Genomic DNA, 15,999 nt, shown 5'->3' with positions numbered 1-15,999 from the left:
GCCGCCACCTCCAGCGCGAAAATGCAATGCACGGTACGGATCCCTATATTGGACCCGGAGGCAAGGATATGGTCTGATGTCGAAAACACCGAAATCCCCGCCCCCCACCTCTGGCCTGACCGGACCGCGTCCGGGCTATTGAATGGGCCAAAAGATGGCATAAGAATGCGATGGCTACTCGACCAATTCAGTGTTTTAGGGTTGAGGAATTTCATTGGAAAAACTCCTCGTCGACTTCGGCGATTTCCAAGGTGCGGGTAACCCTGCACCCCACACTATGAGCGATCATAAGGCGCACTAATCGAGTACCATCGATCAACACAATCCTCGCACCAAGCTTCTCAGCGGTGGTGCGCGCGCCAGATGAAAATGTTCCAGAAGTCACAAAAATCCCGCGAGACACGTCCTTCAAGCTAAGAGCACCGAAGAAGTCGCGGATTTCGCCGGCACCTACCGTTGAGGACGCTCCATATCGTTTGGCTTGCACATAGACCTGATCGATACCCAACGGGTCCTTGTCGATCACACCATCGACGCCCCCGTCCCCCGATCTGCCGAGGACTTCGCCACTGCCGCCTTCGCCCCCATAGCCCATTCGCAAGAGCAACCTAACGACTGCGCTTTCGAAGAAATCTGGCGAAGACTCGCGGATGCGGGACAGCAGTTCCGACGCTAGTGCATCTTGCAACTCAGCATGTGCGGCATTCAGGACTTCATCTGGAGTTCCACCAGCTTTCTCGGCCTCGTGTGGCACCAGAAAATTGTCAGCAGGCACATCTGAACCAGGTTTGTTCGAACGCGTCTGAAATTCTCGATACTCCGGAAACTGATCCAGGAACTGCATAGTGATGCGTTCGGGGCCGGACGCTAGAGCTTCCCTGCCTCGGTCCGTAATCTCGTAGTAACCTCTTCGAGTTGCTCGAACTAACCCCGCCTGCTTCAAATAGGCTCTTGCCCAATGAACGCGATTGGCAATTCTTGTTTGACGACCGCTGTCCAGCATTTCGTGACGTTCATCGTCGGTCAGCCGGAAAGCAGTCGCCATTTCATCGACAACCTCCCCAATGCGACGCTCTCCGGCGGCCGAAGCCGCCAGAACAGGTCGCATAAGGGTTTGGAAGTCAGGGATCATTCGAATTCCATGATCACTTCGTCGACCGCCAGGCTGTCGCCCGGGGCAGCGTTGATCTTGGACACGATGCCCTTGCGTTCGGCGCGCAGGATGTTTTCCATCTTCATCGCCTCGACCGTGCACAGCGCCTGGCCTTCCTGGACCTCGTCGCCGACCTCGACATTGACCTTCACGATCAGGCCGGGCATCGGGCAAAGCAGCAGCTTCGACGTGTCGGGCGGCAGCTTTTCGGGCATCAGCGCGGCCAGTTCGGCCTGACGCGGCGTGCGCACGTGAACCTTCAGGTCCGCGCCCCTGGTGCGGATCCTGAACCCGCCCGAGATCTTGCCGACCTTCAGCACCAGCGGTGCCCCGCCCACCGTCAGACGCGCCAGCGGCTGGCCCGGGGTCCAGTCGCTTTCGACCCGAAGCGTCGCGCCATCCTCGAAGGTGACGGTCGATCCGGCCGGATCGGCGGCGATGGTCACCGGATAGCTTTCGCCCTGCAGGTTCACGACCCAGTTCGACCCCACGGTGCGTTCGTGGTTGTCCATCCGGCCGGAAATCCGGGTCCGACGGATCTCGCCAACATAGTGCATGGCGGTGGTGGCCGCCGCGATCCGCTTCAGTTCCGCTTCGGGCAGGGTCACGCCTTCGAAGCCTTCCGGGTATTCCTCGGCGATGAAGGCCGTCGTGATCTCGCCCGAGATGAAGCGCGGGTGGTCCATCACGGCCGACAGGAACGGCAGGTTGTGACCGATGCCTTCGACCTCGAAGCTGTCGAGCGCCACGCGCATTTCCTCGATGGCGGCGTCACGCGTCGGGCCCCAGGTGCAGAGCTTGGCGATCATCGGGTCATAGTACATCGAGATCTCGCCGCCTTCGAAGACACCGGTATCGTTGCGAACCGCGGTGGAGTCCACCGGCGCCTCGCCGTTCCATTTTCCGTTGTCGGACAGCGGGCCTGCGGCCACTTCCGACGGCGGGCGGTAACGGGTCAGACGGCCGATCGACGGCAGGAAGTTCCGGTACGGGTCTTCCGCATAAAGACGGTTCTCGATCGCCCAGCCCGTCAGCTTGACGTCGTCCTGGGTCATCTCCAGCTCGTGGCCGGCGGCGACACGGATCATCTGCTCCACCAGGTCGACGCCGGTGATCAGTTCGGTCACCGGATGTTCCACCTGCAGGCGGGTGTTCATTTCCAGGAAATAGAAGTTCTTGTCGCCGTCGACGATGAATTCCACGGTCCCGGCACTGGCATAGCCCACGGCCTTGGCAAGCGCCACGGCCTGTTCGCCCATCGCCTTCCGGGTCGCTTCGTCCAGGAAGGGCGACGGCGCTTCTTCCACCACCTTCTGGTTCCGGCGCTGGATCGAACATTCCCGTTCGCCCAGGTAGATGCCGTTGCCGTGCTTGTCGCACAGGACCTGGATCTCGATGTGCCGCGGCTGGGTCACGAACTTCTCGATGAAGATCCGGTCGTCGCCAAAGCTGTTCGCGGCCTCGTTCTTGGACGATTCAAAGCCTTCGCGCGCCTCGGTATCGTTCCAGGCGATCCGCATGCCCTTGCCGCCGCCACCGGCAGAGGCCTTGATCATCACCGGATAGCCGATCTCGTTCGAGATCTTCACCGCCTCGTCCGCGTCCGCGATCAGGCCCATGTAGCCTGGGACGGTCGAAACGCCCGCTTCCTGCGCGATCTTCTTCGAGGTGATCTTGTCGCCCATCGCTTCGATGGCCTTGACCGGGGGACCGACGAAGGCCACGCCCGCGGCGTCCAGCGCCTCGGCGAATTTCGCGTTCTCGGACAGGAAGCCATAGCCGGGGTGGACGGCCTCGGCGCCGGATTCCTTGATCGCGGCCATGATCTTGTCGATCACGATATAGGACTGGTTGGCCGGCGGCGGGCCGATGTGGATCGCCTCGTCCGCCATTTCCACGTGCAATGCCTCGCGGTCGGCATCGGAATAGACGGCGACGGTGGCGATCCCCAGTTTGCGCGCGGTCTTGATGACGCGGCAGGCGATCTCGCCCCGGTTTGCGATCAGGATCTTGTTGAACATGGAACGTCCTTTGGTTTCGAGGGTCTCTGAGCATGGGCCATCCAAGCAGCGGCCACGCGGAACGGAGCGGCGGAGGGGCTGACCCCTGCCGCGGGAAAACGACGAAAAGCCGCCCGGTGCGATACGCACGGCAGCTGGAAACGGTACGAATGTGCAGAGAGCGCCCTACGGCGCGAAGACACCCGCGATCCGGCGGCGCAGGAAATTGCGCGCCGCCGGGCCGGGTGACAGGTGGTGTCAGTTACAGCGCCGGTTGCCGAACTCACAGGCCGCGATGTTCGCGCCCGCACCGATGACGGCACCGGTGACCGGGTTGTTCTGGGTCGCAGCGGCAATGGCCGCACCGGCACCGCCGCCATAAAGCGCCTGCTTGCCGGTGGTGTCGCCGCAAGCGGCAAGGCCGCCGCCCATGAGGACGAGAAGAAGAGCCGGTTTGATGAAATGCATGGGTCTGATCCCCGTTTTGAATTGGCTTGCAACGAAGCGTGATGCTTCTTGCAGGGGATAACGACCGTGCCCACAGGAAAGTTCCCTGCGGTTTCATCGGTTTTTCCTGTCGGCAGGAAATGGCCAGTGGCGGGGCGGAAGGTCAATCCCAGTCCTCCTCGTCGTCGTCGTCTTCGTCTTCGTCCAGGTCGAAGCCGGCATCGCCGAAGGCGTCGGGGAAGGTCTGGCGGGCGACCTTTTCATCGATCATCAGAAGCGCGTCATAGCTGGCCGGATCGAACGGATCCTCGGCCGGGATGACCTCGCGCCCGAAGAGCCAGCTGAGCCGGCCGGCGTCGAGGTTGCCGCGTTCGAAGGGTTCCGGCCCGAACTGCGCCCAAAGGGCAGCCATGAAGCCCGCATCGGCCCGCTTGTCCGGCGCGCGGCGGTCACGATATCGTTCGCGCCGGACGATGGGAGTGACGCCCTTGGGGTTGGCGCGCCGGATGACGAACTGGAAATCCGTGCCCGGCAGACGCCCGGGGAAGCCGCGATGTTTCAGCATGTTCCTGCCTCCTGGCCGGCGGCCGGGTTAGTTTTGCGGACCGGGGACAAGCACGCCGTCCAGCACGACGAATTCCTGGACCTGGGGCGGCGGCTGGCAGCCGGCCAGCAGCGTCGCCGCAAGACATAGGGCGGCCGCAAGGATGTGCCTGGGCATTCCGGACTCCTGTCTATCCTGGTCTGGGTCGGGGCCGACCCGTACGGTTGGGGAAGCGCGGTCATCAGTACTCCTCCCAGATGCACTCGGTCAGATCGGGGCGGTAGAATTCGAAATACTGTGCCGCGTCGGGGGCGGTTTCGCCCAGCGGCAGTTCCCGGTCCGAAAAAGAGATCACGATGCGCTCCGGCTCCAGCCCCGTGCGGTCCAGCCAGGGCAGCGCCACGTGGTTGCAGACCCAGTCCATGTCGACGGCGGTCACGTCGTATCCCACCCGACCGGGCGCATTGCCGATCTTGGGCGCCAGGAACCGGAACCGCGCCCAAAGCTGGCCGGGCGTGTCGTCCATCAGCACCTCGAACAGCGTCACCGGCTGGCCCGAAGGCACCTCGACCGGCATCGGGTCGGCCAATGCGGCAGCCGGCAGGGCGCCGGCAGGTGCCAGCATCAGTGCAGCCATCCATTGGGCGCGCGCCCGGCCCCGCCCCAGGGGGCGGTCTCCTCCGGCCGGGAGCGCGGGCACCGCACGAAGCGGCGCCGGGTTGGATGGCAGGTTGCAGGTCATGGCGCCGGGACTGCCTCCGTCGGGAACTCGGCCGGAGAGATGATCTCCAGCAGTTCCATGTCGTCGGAATGGCGCACCTCGCGGTGGCGGATGCCGGGGGGCTGCAGCACGCAGGATCCCGCGCGCATCATCTGTTCGCCCTGCCCTTCGTAGTCGAAGACGACCCAGCCCTTCAGGACATAGACCATTTGGAAATCCAGGTCGTGGGTGTGCCAGCCGCCGGGGCTTTCCATGCCGGGCACGGCCCGGATGACATGGGCGCCGTAACGGCCTTGCGTCGCGTCCCTGACGCCAAGGTCGCGATATTCGAAAAACGCCCTGAGCCCGCCCGTGAACTTGCCGTCATCGGCATGGGCAACGGTGAAGGCCTGATTCTTCCACATCTTGTTCATCGGTGTCCCCTCCCCTGGACAGTTTCCAATGCGTGCCGATGCTCGTCCCCGCCTTTGGTGCCCCTCTGCCGTGGGCTTTCGTCACTCAGGCTGGAATGCTGATCGGCGTCCCGCCCGGCGTCTACGCCGGGCCGCGCCGACCCGCCCAAGTCTTGCCGAAGGCGTGCCCCCTGCACCACGGCGCGGCGCGATGCGCCCCCCCGCGGGTCGGCGCGCCCTTCATCGTTTGTGATGGTCGATCTGCGAGCAGCCGCAAACCGCACCCAACGGGCCCTCTTCTTCGGGTCGTCAAGAACGTCGGCAATCGCGGCCTCAATGCCCGCGGGCACGGCCCCGTCGACCTGCCCCCCGGCCCGTACGTTCAGTCCATCGGCCGTCCGCGTCACCTGAACCACGGGCGAGAAGCCCCGCAGCCCCTGCAGCGCGCGCCACATGTCCTGGCGCACCTGTTGCGCGACCTTGGCCCGGTTGCCGTCCGGCAGATCCGTCGCGGCACAGATGTCCATCCGGACCGGCAACCGCCGGGCCAGGGTCAGGACATCGCCGTCGACCGTGATATGCCAGCCGTTCTTCATCAGGGCCGCCGCGCCACGCAGTCGATTTCGACCAGCGCGCCCACGGCCAGGGCCGTGACGCCCACGGTCGTCCGCGCCGGGCGCCGGTCCTCGGGGAAATAGCTGGCATAGGTGTCGTTGAACGCCACGTAGTCGCGTTCGAATTCGGTCAGGAAGCAGCGGCACTGGACGACATGTTCCAGCCCCAGGCCCAGCCCTTGCAGCACGATCTTCAGGTTCTCCATCACCCGCCGCGTCTGCGCCTCGATCCCTTCCGGCAGGGGCGCATCCGGTGCGGCCGGATCGGTCGGCATCTGGCCGGTCAGCACGACCCAGCCGTCGCTTTCCACCGCGTGGGAAAACGGAGCAACGGGGCGCGGGCCACCGGGGATCATGTGAAATTCGGTCATGCCATCACACCCATCGCCGGGTGTCCTTCAGATAGTCGGTGTAGGGCGTGCCCCAGAGTTCGGTCAGATAGGCCTCTTCCCGCAGGACGACGCCGAAATGCAGCAGGGCCCAGACGACCGCCGCCATGGGCAAAGCCCAGTCCAGCGACAGTGCCAGACCAAGCCCCACCAGCAGCAGCACGATCCCCAGATACATCGGGTTCCGCGTGAACCGGTAGGGACCGGCGCGGACCAGCACCAGCGCGGGCTTGTGCGGGTTCACGTTGGTCCCTGCTGCCCGAAAGGCCAGCACGCCCGCGACCCCCAGCCAGCCCGAGAGGGCTAGCACCAGAAGCCCCGGGATCAGAAGCAGCGGCCGGCCGAAAGGCGGCAGGACATGCAGGGGTGCCAGCCAGTGAAGCGCCGCCACGACCACGATCGCGCCGGCCGCCAGCAACGGCGGATACACCAGGATGTCCGGTCCCCTCAACTCGGCCATGGCCGGCACCTCCCACGATGCAGCCCCTTACAGCGGGATGTTGTCGTGCTTCTTCCAGGGGTTCTTCAGCTTCTTGTTCCGCAGGCTTGCGAAGGCCTTGCTGACCCGGCGGCGGGTCGAATGCGGCATGATCACCTCGTCGATGAAGCCACGCTCGGCCGCGACGAAGGGGTTCGCGAAACGATCCTCGTAATCCTTAGTGTGCTTGGCGATCTTCTCCGCATCGCCCAGGTCGGCACGATGGATAATCTCGGTCGCGCCCTTGGCGCCCATCACCGCGATTTCCGCCGTGGGCCAGGCATAGTTGAAGTCGCCGCGGATGTGCTTGGAGCTCATCACGTCATAGGCGCCGCCATAGGCCTTGCGGGTGATGACGGTGACCTTCGGGACGGTCGCCTCGCCATAGGCGAAGAGCAGCTTGGCGCCGTGCTTGATGACGCCGCCATATTCCTGGCCGGTCCCCGGCAGGAAGCCCGGCACGTCGACCAAGGTCAGGATCGGGATCTCGAAGCAGTCGCAGAAGCGCACGAAGCGCGCGGCCTTGCGGGAACTGTCGATGTCCAGGCACCCTGCCAGAACCATCGGCTGGTTCGCCACGACACCCACGGTCTGCCCTTCCAGGCGGATGAAGCCGGTGATGATGTTCTTGGCGTAATCTTCCTGAATCTCGTAGAAGTCGCCTTCGTCCGCGATCTTCAGGATCAGTTCCTTCATGTCGTAAGGCGTGTTGGCATTCGCCGGGATCAGGGTATCGAGCGAGCTTTCCACCCGCGACGGATCGTCGAAGAACGGCCGGACCGGCGGCTTTTCGCGATTGTTCAGCGGAAGGAAGTCCACCAGCCGGCGCACTTCGGCCAGCGCTTCAACATCGTTCTCGAACGCGCCATCGGCGACCGAGGACTTGCGGGTATGGGTCGAGGCGCCGCCCAGTTCCTCGGCGGTCACGACCTCGTTCGTCACGGTCTTCACCACGTCGGGGCCGGTGACGAACATGTAGGAGCTGTCCTTCACCATGAAGATGAAGTCGGTCATCGCCGGGCTGTAGACCGCGCCGCCCGCACAGGGGCCCATGATGACGGAAATTTGCGGCACCACGCCGGAGGCCATGATGTTGCGCTGGAACACCTCGGCATAGCCGGCGAGCGACGCCACACCTTCCTGGATCCGGGCACCGCCGGAATCGTTCAGCCCGATCACGGGTGCGCCGTTCTGCACGGCCATATCCATGATCTTGCAGATCTTCTGGGCATGGGTTTCCGACAGCGAACCGCCGAAGACGGTGAAGTCCTGGCTGAAGACATAGACCTGGCGGCCGTTGATCGTGCCCCAGCCGGTGATGACGCCGTCGCCGTAGGGGCGCTGCTCTTCCATGCCGAAGTCGGTGCAACGGTGGGCGACGAACATGTCGAACTCTTCGAAGCTGCCGTCATCCAGCAGCAGTTCGATCCGCTCGCGCGCCGTCAGCTTGCCGCGCGCGTGCTGCGCGTCGATGCGACGCTGACCGCCACCCAGCCGCGCATCCGCGCGACGATCTTCGAGCTCGGACAGGATATCCTTCATCTTGGCCACTTCCCCTTGTACGGTTTTGCGGGACCATAACGCCCTGCGTGCAGGGGCCAAAGCTCTTTTCGGCAAATTTGCAAATCTTGCTATATGCAAGATCTGGAAATTGAATATCAGCAAAGCATCGGCGCCTTTCCGTTCACGCCGCCGCTACGCTTTGTCGATACATGGCCGATATGCTACGACGTGAACCCACCATCGGTGCGACATGAGCCGAAGCGCACAAGGGAGCCAGGACATGGTCACCAAGACTGAAATTCCGCAGGCGATGCAGTTCGATTTCTTCCACGACAAGCAACCGATGAACACGACCGGCGCCACGCCGTACACCATTTCCTACCGGTTTGCCGGCTTGTCCGAGCCTTCGAACTTCCCTTCTGCGGCCACCTACTCGGGCTGGACCCCCCTGACCGAGGCCGAGAAAACCGCCTTTCGCCAGGCCCTGGCCCAGATCGCGGCGGTGGCCAATGTCAGCTTCGTGGAAACGCCTGACAATGCCGACCCGGTTCTGGATGTGGGCAAGGTCTTGCTGCCCGGCAGCACGACCGGCTTTGGCGGGCCGTCCATCTCTTTCTTCGGCGACCAGATCCGGTCCTATGACGGCTATGTCGTCTATGACACCGAGGAAGACCTCGCCTCCGGCACGGTGGATGTCCGGAACCTGCTTCTGCACGAACTTGGCCATGCCCTGGGCCTGAAGCACCCGTTTTCCGGCGACCACACGCTGCCCGCGGCCGAGGAGACCAACAAATTCACGCTGATGTCCTACACCGACAACCCGGACAACGGGGAACGGTCCGACGGGCTGGAGATCTACGACATCTATGCCCTGCAGAGCATCTGGGGCGCGGCCGCGCATAATGGCGGCGACACCGTCTATACCGGGCCCGGCAACGACACCGTCTTCGCGGTCTGGGACAGCGGCGGCACTGACACCTTCTCTGCCAACGGGCGCAGCGGCGCCGTCCTGCTGGATCTGCGGGAAGGCAGGTTCTCGACCTTCGATGCGACGGACGATGTCGCCATCGCCTTCGACACCCGGATCGAAAACGCGATCGGCGGCAGCGGTGACGACCGGCTGATCGGCAACGGCCTGGACAACAGGATGAGCGGCAAGGGCGGCAATGACGTCCTGAAGGGCGGCGGCGGCGGTGACAAGCTGCTGGGCGGCGCAGGCCGTGACACGCTGCTGGGCAATGGTGGCACGGACAAGCTTCTGGGCGGCGGCAGCCGCGACAAGCTGAAAGGTGGCGCGGGGGCCGACGTGCTGAATGGCCAGAAAGGCAACGACGTCCTGATCGGCGGTGGCGGCGGCGACATGTTCCTGTTCGCGAGGAACGGCGGCCGGGACCGGATCAAGGACTTTCAGGACGACGTTGACACGATCAGGATTTCCAAGCTTGGGGGGCTCGATGCCGTGCTGGACAAGGCCCGGCAGGTCGACGACGATGTGCATTTCGATTTCGGCGGCAATGGCGCGCTGATCGTGCTGGGCACCACCATCGCCCAGGTCGGCGACGATATCCTGGCCTGATCGGTCCCAAGCGCCCCGGCCCCGGGCCGGGGCTTTCGAAAACCACCCCATCACTGCATCGTCCCGGCCAATCCTGGCGGTGCCCGCAGGTCAGTCTGTTGTCGGCCTTTGGTTGGCCCGCGCGCGATCCGGTTCGATGTCGGATTTCCCGTGATCGCCCGGATCCTCGCGCGCCGGTTGCAGCGCCAATCTGCCCAGTCACCCCAACAAAGTTGTCTCAACTGACTCCGGTCAGGATGGACAAGTCACGGTGCGGGCGATACCTCGATACAATGCCAAAGTCTGTGCCCTCTCGGTTCCTGGACCGAACTTCCCCCCCGCATATGGTCACGCTGATCTTCCTGTCGGCGCTTGCCCCTATTGCGATGAACATCTTCCTGCCCAGCCTGCCGCAGATGGCGCTGTACTTCGACACCGACTATCATGTCATGCAACTGTCGGTGGCGCTCTACCTGGGGGTGAACGCGCTGCTGCAGGCGATCATCGGGCCATTTTCCGACAAGTACGGCCGCCGCCCGGTGATCCTGTTCGGCGTCGTCGTCTTCTGCTTTGCGACGCTGGGCTGCATCTTCGCACCCAGCGCCGGGGTGTTCCTGGCCTTCCGGATGCTGCAGGCCATCGCCACCGTGGGCATGGTCCTGAGCCGGGCCGCCGTCCGCGACATGTATTCGGCTGACGAGGCCGCCAGCGTTATCGGTTATGTCACCATGGGCTTTGCCATCGCCCCCATGGTAAGCCCCGTCGTGGGGGGCGCCCTGGGAGAGCTTCTGGGCTGGCAGGCCAATTTCTGGCTGCTGATCGTCTTCGGCATCCTGTGCTTCTTCCTGACCCGCGCCGATTTCGGCGAAACCGCCCGCGTCAGCGGCAAGTCTCTGGGCCAGCAATTCCGCGAATACCCCGAGCTTCTGACCTCGCCCCGGTTCTGGGGCTACACGATGGCGGCGGCGCTGTCGTCAGGGGCCTTCTTCGCCTATCTGGGCGGCGCACCTTATGTAGGCGCCACCCATTTCGGCCTGTCCCCCGCCGTGCTGGGCCTGGCCATGGGGGCACCTGCCGTCGGCTATTTCTTCGGTAACTTCTTCACCGGCAAGTTTTCGACCCGGTTCGGCATCAACCGCATGATCATCAGCGGCTGCATCATCAACGCCTTCGCCATGCTGGCGCTTCTCGCCCTGTTCTATGCGGGCTTCGGCAGTCACTATACCTTCTTCGGCATGATCGTCATCGTGGGCTTCGGCAATGGCATGGCCATGCCCAATGCAATGTCCGGTTCGCTGTCCGTGCGCCCGCACCTGGCCGGCACCGCCGCTGGCCTCAGCGGCGCGATCATGCTGGGCGGCGGGGCTGGCCTGTCCGTCCTGGCCGGCGCCCTGCTAACCGAGGCATCGGGCCCGTATCCGATCATCTGGATGATGCTGATCACCTCGGTGATGGGGTATCTGTGCATGCTGGTCGTCATCCGCCGCGAACGGCAACTGGGCCTTTGACCTTCACCCGGTAATTTGCAAATTTGCGGCGCACTGTCCGCAAATTCGCAAACCGGGCCCAGATGACCGTCCAGAAGCTTTATGCCGGCGCCAAGCTGCGCGAGATCCGCAACCGTCTGGGCCTGACCCAGAAGGACTTTGCCGCCAAGCTGGGCGTGTCCCTGCCCTATCTGAACCAGATGGAGAACAACAACCGCCCGGTCTCGACCACGGTTGTGCTGTCGCTGGCGATGGAATTCGGTGTCGACGTGACCGAACTGTCGACCGGCGATGCCGAACGGCTGGTGTCCGACATGCGCGAGGCGCTGGCCGACCCCGTCTTCGCCGACACGGCCCCGCCCATGGCGGACCTGCGGCTGACCGCGTCGAACGCACCGGGCCTGGCCCGCGCCTTCCTGGAACTGCACCGCCGCTACAGGCAGACCCATGAACGCCTGGCCTCGCTGGACGAGGCGCTGGGCCGCGCCGATGCCGCCGCGCCCTCCAGCCCCTGGGACGAGGTGCGGGATTTCTTCCACTACTGCGACAATTATATCGACGCGGTCGACCGGGCCGCGGAACGGTTCGGGACCTCGGCGGATGCCGCGCGCGACGTGGCCGATGCCGCCATCGCCGCGCTGAAGGCCCACGGGATCGACGTCGAAACCGCCGACATGCCCGGCCTGCGCCAGTTCGATCCGGCACGGCGGGTCCTGACGCTGTCGTCCCGCATGGCCCCGGAAACGCGGCGCTTCCAGCTTCTGTTGCAGGTCGCCCTTGTCCAGCAGAACGCCCTGCTGGAGGCGACGCTGGACCTGGCGCGGTTCCAAAGCGACACCGCCCGCGACATCGCCAAGATCGGCCTGGCCAACTATTTCGCCGGGGCTGCCCTGATGCCCTATACCCGCTTCCTGGAAGCTGCGCAGGACACGCGCCACGACCTGGAACTGCTGGGCAGCCGCTTCGGCGCATCGATCGAGCAGGTGGCGCATCGCCTGTCCACGATGCAGCGCCCGGGCGCCAAGGGCATTCCCTTCTTCTTCGTCCGGGTCGATCAGGCCGGCACGATCACCAAACGCCATTCGGCGACCCGCCTGCAATTCGCCCGCTTCGGCGGCGCCTGCCCCTTGTGGAACGTGCACCGTGCCTTCGAAACCCCGGGCCACTTCCTGCGCCAGCTGGCCGAAACGCCCGATGGCGTGCGTTACATCAGTCTGGCGCGGGACGTGTCGAAACCGGGGGGATCCTATGGCGCGCCGGTCCGGCGCTATGCCATCTCGCTGGGATGCGAGGTGCGCCACGCCGACATGCTGGTTTATGCGGATACGCTCGACACGACCAAGGCCTCGGCCTTCGAGCCCATCGGAATCTCCTGCCGGATCTGCGAGCGGAAGAACTGCCACCAGCGTTCGGTCCCGCCGCTGGAGCGACAACTGACCATCGACGCCGATACGCGGGGCGTGCTTCCCTACGAGGTGGGGTAAACCGTGCTTTGGAACAGCCGTAACGTGTGAGATACTCTTCAAAATTGAATGAGGAGCGGAACTGGAAATGGGCGCGGGTCGAGCTTGCTCAAGAATGATATTTGCCGGCCTGCTCTCTGTCGTACCGATTGCTGACAGCGCATTGGCGCAGGAGAGCTGCGTCTACGATGCCGGGACCAACATGCTGATCTGCAAGAAACCACCGGAACGCGGACCCGGCAGCGGCACGACCCAAAGCACTACCGACCTCTTCGACATGTCGATACAGGAGCAGTTGAAGGTGCTTCAACCGACCGACCGGTCCATGACACCCCAGAAGCAATCCCAATGACATTGCAGGAGGAGCTTCTGGCCTATGGCGTGGCCTTTCGCGAACATGCCCTTGCGGGCATTTTCAACGGGTTTCTTCCGGTCCTGGTCATTGCCGGCACGATCTGGATGTGCATTTCCCTGTTCGCCCCCAGGCGGGTCGCAGCGACAGGCTTCATGTTCGCGCTTGTCGGCGCACTTGTGGGTCTTCTGATGGGGTCCAGCCGGGAACCCGTGGTGCAGGCGATTGTCCCTGCCCTTGTCACGCTGATCGCGGGCTACCTGGCCTGGACGGTGCGACAGGATGCACATTCCGAATTCGATCGGACCTTGTCTGAAGCGGGTTCCCACCCCGGCGCCTTGCACCCGCAGGTCCCCGCGTTCCCAGAGGTTCCCGACCAGGGCGACGGCAATGACAGGAAGGACAACGAGCCCCAAATCCGGTTTTCGACCTCGATGGTGCTTGCCGGGATCTGCGCTCTGATGATCTCGACAGCCACCGGGTCGATGTGGGGCGCCTCCATGCGCGAGGCGTCGGAGGAATTCGACAAGCGATATCAGGAATGGCGCCTGATGTACGAGCGACAGGAACTGCCGGTCGGTACGGACCTTCTGCGCCGCCAAGCCGGACTGCCGGTCGCAGCTCCGAAAACGCCAGGCGGGGAATCGGACGCCGGAAAGTGATGCCGGCGTCCTGTCGGCACTAGGCCTTGGAAAGGATCGCCCAGATCTCGTCCTTCAGCGCGGCGCGCTTCTTGCGCAGTTCGCCTTCCGCCAGGTCTTCCATCGGTTCGACATTGGTCTCGGCCCGGTGGATGGTGCGGTTCAGCTCGTGGTATTCGTCGTAGAGCTTGCTGAAATGCGCGTCCGAAGTCTTCAGCGTGTGCATCGCGTCGACTTTTTCCGGGAATTCCTCGGCCAGCTCGTGCGGCGTGTGGGACATGTCACTCTCCATTTTCGTCAGGTCGGTGGCGACCTTAGAGAGCCCACATAAGGTCAACTTTGACGCGGATCAAACCGGAACAGGGGATGTGTCTTTCCGCCGCCACGGCATTTGCCTGCATGCGGGTGCGCCAACCCGCCGGACGACCCGTCGAACCGCCCGGTCCGAAGGCCACCGAGCCCGCAGGTCAAGGCACCGCAGGCCGGACGTTGGCCCATGCCGCAGGCCGGCGCCGGGGCGTGTTGTGGGGCCGGCCGGCATGCAGGGTCTTGGCCTGCCCTCAACGCTGGGTGGTCTGCCAGTCAGGGTGCATCCACTGGGTCCGTTGGTCGCGCGGCAGCGGGGCCTTGCCCAACAGGTGGTCGGCGATCTTTTCGCCCACCAGGATCGACGGGGCGTTCAGGTTGCCATTGGTGATCCGCGGAAAGATCGAACTGTCGGCGACCGCCAGACCTTCGACCCCGATGACCCGGCCCTGCGGATCGACCACCGCCAGCGGATCGTCCACAGCCCCCATCCTGCAGGTCCCGCAGGGATGATAGGCGCTTTCGGCGTGATCCGCGATCCAGGCGTCCAGCTCGGCATCGCTTTGCACGTCCTGCCCCGGCTGGATCTCCTTCCCGCGGAAGGGCGCAAATGCGTCCTGCGCCAGGATATCGCGCGCCAGCCTGACGGCGGCGCGGAACTCTGCCCGGTCATCCGGCGCGGTCATGTAGTTGAACCGGATCTCGGGGTCCGCCAGCGGATCCGCCGATTTCAGCCGAACGGTCCCGCGGCTTTCGGACCGCATCGGCCCCGCATGGACCTGATAGCCATGCCCCTCGGCCGCGGCATGTCCGTCGTACCGCACGGCGATGGGCAGGAAATGGAACTGCACGTCCGGATAGGCCACCCCTGCCCGCGACCGGACAAAACCGCCGCTTTCGAACTGGTTCGACGCCCCCGGCCCCGTCTTCGTGAACAGCCACCGTGCGCCGACATAGGCCTTGCCGGCAAGGTTCCAGTATTTCGCCAGCGACACCGGTTGTGTGCAGGCCTGCTGGACATAGACCTCTAGGTGGTCCTGAAGGTTGCCGCCCACGCCCGGCCGGTCGGCCACGACGTCGATGCCATAGTCCTTCAGATGCGCCGCCGGACCCACGCCCGACTGCATCAGAAGCTTGGGCGAATTGATCGAGGACGCCGCCAGCACCACGCCCCGCGCGGCCTGGTATTCGACTTCTTTCCCACCTTGCCGCACCACGATCCCCCGCGCACGACGGCCGTCGAAGACCACCCGCAGCGCCTCCCCGCGCACCAGCCGCACCCGGCCCATGGCCAGTGCGGGCCTCAGATAGGCCTTGGCCGCCGACCAGCGTTCGCCTTGCCAGACGGTCTGTTCCAGCACGCCGATGCCTTCCTGGCGATACCCGTTGTAATCGTCGTAGACACCATATCCGGCCTGCCGCCCCGCCTCGACAAAGGCGCGGGTCAGCGGGTTCTCCCGCTTGCCGCGTGTCACATGAAGAGGGCCGCCCTGCCCGCGCCAGGCGGGATCGCCGCCATGGCCGCCGTCGTGCCAGTCTTCCATCCGCAGGAAATAGGGCAGCACATCGGCAAAGGACCAGCCCGCCGCCCCCACGGAGGCCCAGTGGTCGTAATCCTCTGCGTGCCCGCGCACATAGACCATCCCGTTGATCGAGGACGACCCCCCGATGACCTTGCCCCGCGGACAGTGCAGCGCCCGCCCGTTCAGCGCCGGTTCCGGCTCTGCCTCGAAGCCCCAGTTGTACAGGGACATGTTCATCGGATAGCTCAGCGCGCCGGGCATGTTGATGAAGGGGCCCGCATCGGTGCCACCCGTTTCGATCACCGTGACCGAGGCACCGGCCTCTCCCAGGCGATAGGCCAACGCGCAGCCGGCCGACCCGGCGCCCACCACGACGAAATCCGACTGTTTTCCGGGCTCCATCCGCAGCGCTCCGTTCATTCGTGTACGAA

The 15,999-nt window shown here is 64.5% G+C and carries 18 protein-coding genes; 5 read left to right on the top strand and 13 right to left on the bottom strand.

Annotation, left to right across the window (positions count from 1 at the left end):
- Window positions 1-211: 211 nt before the first annotated feature.
- From FQK05_RS13125 to FQK05_RS13080, 11 genes are all read right to left on the bottom strand, one after another.
- Window positions 212-1,132, bottom strand: a complete 921-nt coding sequence (locus FQK05_RS13125) for a restriction endonuclease (RefSeq protein ID WP_199252656.1) — start codon at window positions 1,130-1,132, stop codon at window positions 212-214.
- Entirely contained in the window at window positions 1,129-3,174 is a 2,046-nt protein-coding gene (locus FQK05_RS13120) for an acetyl-CoA carboxylase biotin carboxylase subunit (protein ID WP_158967407.1), read from the bottom strand. Before FQK05_RS13120 ends, FQK05_RS13125 begins: the two co-directional genes overlap by 4 nt.
- Window positions 3,175-3,411: 237 nt before the next feature.
- A complete protein-coding gene (locus FQK05_RS13115; RefSeq protein ID WP_158967405.1) occupies window positions 3,412-3,621 on the bottom strand; it encodes a hypothetical protein in 210 nt (69 codons plus the stop codon).
- A 142-nt stretch (window positions 3,622-3,763) separates the two neighbouring features.
- Window positions 3,764-4,165: a hypothetical protein gene (locus FQK05_RS13110; protein ID WP_158967403.1), complete on the bottom strand. Its 402-nt coding sequence runs from the start codon at window positions 4,163-4,165 to the stop codon at window positions 3,764-3,766.
- Between the two features lie 27 nt (window positions 4,166-4,192).
- Window positions 4,193-4,321, bottom strand: a complete 129-nt coding sequence (locus tag FQK05_RS26375) for a hypothetical protein (RefSeq protein ID WP_267902366.1) — start codon at window positions 4,319-4,321, stop codon at window positions 4,193-4,195.
- Between the two features lie 64 nt (window positions 4,322-4,385).
- Entirely contained in the window at window positions 4,386-4,769 is a 384-nt protein-coding gene (locus FQK05_RS13105; protein ID WP_233270493.1) for a DUF6497 family protein, read from the bottom strand.
- A 113-nt stretch (window positions 4,770-4,882) separates the two neighbouring features.
- The gene (locus tag FQK05_RS13100) at window positions 4,883-5,278 is read right to left on the bottom strand and encodes a cupin domain-containing protein (protein WP_233270492.1); all 396 of its coding nucleotides are present in this window, start codon (window positions 5,276-5,278) and stop codon (window positions 4,883-4,885) included.
- A complete protein-coding gene (locus FQK05_RS26100) occupies window positions 5,275-5,853 on the bottom strand; it encodes a hypothetical protein (protein ID WP_233270491.1) in 579 nt (192 codons plus the stop codon). Before FQK05_RS26100 ends, FQK05_RS13100 begins: the two co-directional genes overlap by 4 nt.
- Entirely contained in the window at window positions 5,853-6,242 is a 390-nt protein-coding gene (locus FQK05_RS13090) for a RidA family protein (protein ID WP_158967401.1), read from the bottom strand. Before FQK05_RS13090 ends, FQK05_RS26100 begins: the two co-directional genes overlap by 1 nt.
- A gap of 4 nt (window positions 6,243-6,246) precedes the next feature.
- A complete protein-coding gene (locus tag FQK05_RS13085) occupies window positions 6,247-6,720 on the bottom strand; it encodes a methyltransferase family protein (protein ID WP_158967399.1) in 474 nt (157 codons plus the stop codon).
- Window positions 6,721-6,747: 27 nt separating this feature from the next.
- Window positions 6,748-8,280 carry an acyl-CoA carboxylase subunit beta gene (locus FQK05_RS13080; RefSeq protein ID WP_158967397.1) on the bottom strand — a complete coding sequence of 511 codons (1,533 nt, stop codon included), beginning with the start codon at window positions 8,278-8,280 and terminating at the stop codon, window positions 6,748-6,750.
- Between the two features lie 241 nt (window positions 8,281-8,521).
- On the opposite strand from FQK05_RS13080, the gene FQK05_RS13075 reads away from it, so the two are divergent.
- From FQK05_RS13075 to FQK05_RS13055, 5 genes are all read left to right on the top strand, one after another.
- The gene (locus tag FQK05_RS13075) at window positions 8,522-9,817 is read left to right on the top strand and encodes a M10 family metallopeptidase (RefSeq protein WP_158967395.1); all 1,296 of its coding nucleotides are present in this window, start codon (window positions 8,522-8,524) and stop codon (window positions 9,815-9,817) included.
- A gap of 272 nt (window positions 9,818-10,089) precedes the next feature.
- A complete protein-coding gene (locus tag FQK05_RS13070) occupies window positions 10,090-11,304 on the top strand; it encodes a multidrug effflux MFS transporter (RefSeq protein ID WP_158967393.1) in 1,215 nt (404 codons plus the stop codon).
- A 62-nt stretch (window positions 11,305-11,366) separates the two neighbouring features.
- Complete coding sequence (locus tag FQK05_RS13065; RefSeq protein WP_158967391.1) at window positions 11,367-12,767, top strand: helix-turn-helix transcriptional regulator; 1,401 nt, start codon at window positions 11,367-11,369, stop codon at window positions 12,765-12,767.
- A 94-nt stretch (window positions 12,768-12,861) separates the two neighbouring features.
- Window positions 12,862-13,098, top strand: a complete 237-nt coding sequence (locus FQK05_RS13060; RefSeq protein ID WP_158967389.1) for a hypothetical protein — start codon at window positions 12,862-12,864, stop codon at window positions 13,096-13,098.
- A complete protein-coding gene (locus FQK05_RS13055) occupies window positions 13,095-13,760 on the top strand; it encodes a hypothetical protein (protein ID WP_158967387.1) in 666 nt (221 codons plus the stop codon). The genes FQK05_RS13060 and FQK05_RS13055 overlap by 4 nt, the downstream gene beginning before the upstream one ends.
- A gap of 19 nt (window positions 13,761-13,779) precedes the next feature.
- Here the strand turns inward: FQK05_RS13055 and FQK05_RS13050 are convergent, their stop codons facing one another.
- Both FQK05_RS13050 and betA read right to left on the bottom strand, forming a co-directional pair.
- Window positions 13,780-14,019 (bottom strand): YdcH family protein, encoded by a 240-nt coding sequence (locus tag FQK05_RS13050; RefSeq protein ID WP_158967385.1) that lies wholly within the window; start codon window positions 14,017-14,019, stop codon window positions 13,780-13,782.
- Window positions 14,020-14,299: 280 nt separating this feature from the next.
- Window positions 14,300-15,970 carry a choline dehydrogenase gene (gene betA / locus FQK05_RS13045; RefSeq protein ID WP_158967383.1) on the bottom strand — a complete coding sequence of 557 codons (1,671 nt, stop codon included), beginning with the start codon at window positions 15,968-15,970 and terminating at the stop codon, window positions 14,300-14,302.
- Between the last annotated feature and the right edge of the window lie 29 nt (window positions 15,971-15,999).

The organism is Chachezhania sediminis (assembly GCF_009765275.1).
GTDB classification, from domain to species: domain Bacteria; phylum Pseudomonadota; class Alphaproteobacteria; order Rhodobacterales; family Rhodobacteraceae; genus Chachezhania; species Chachezhania sediminis.
This window is presented reverse-complemented; position numbering and strand designations above follow the sequence as displayed.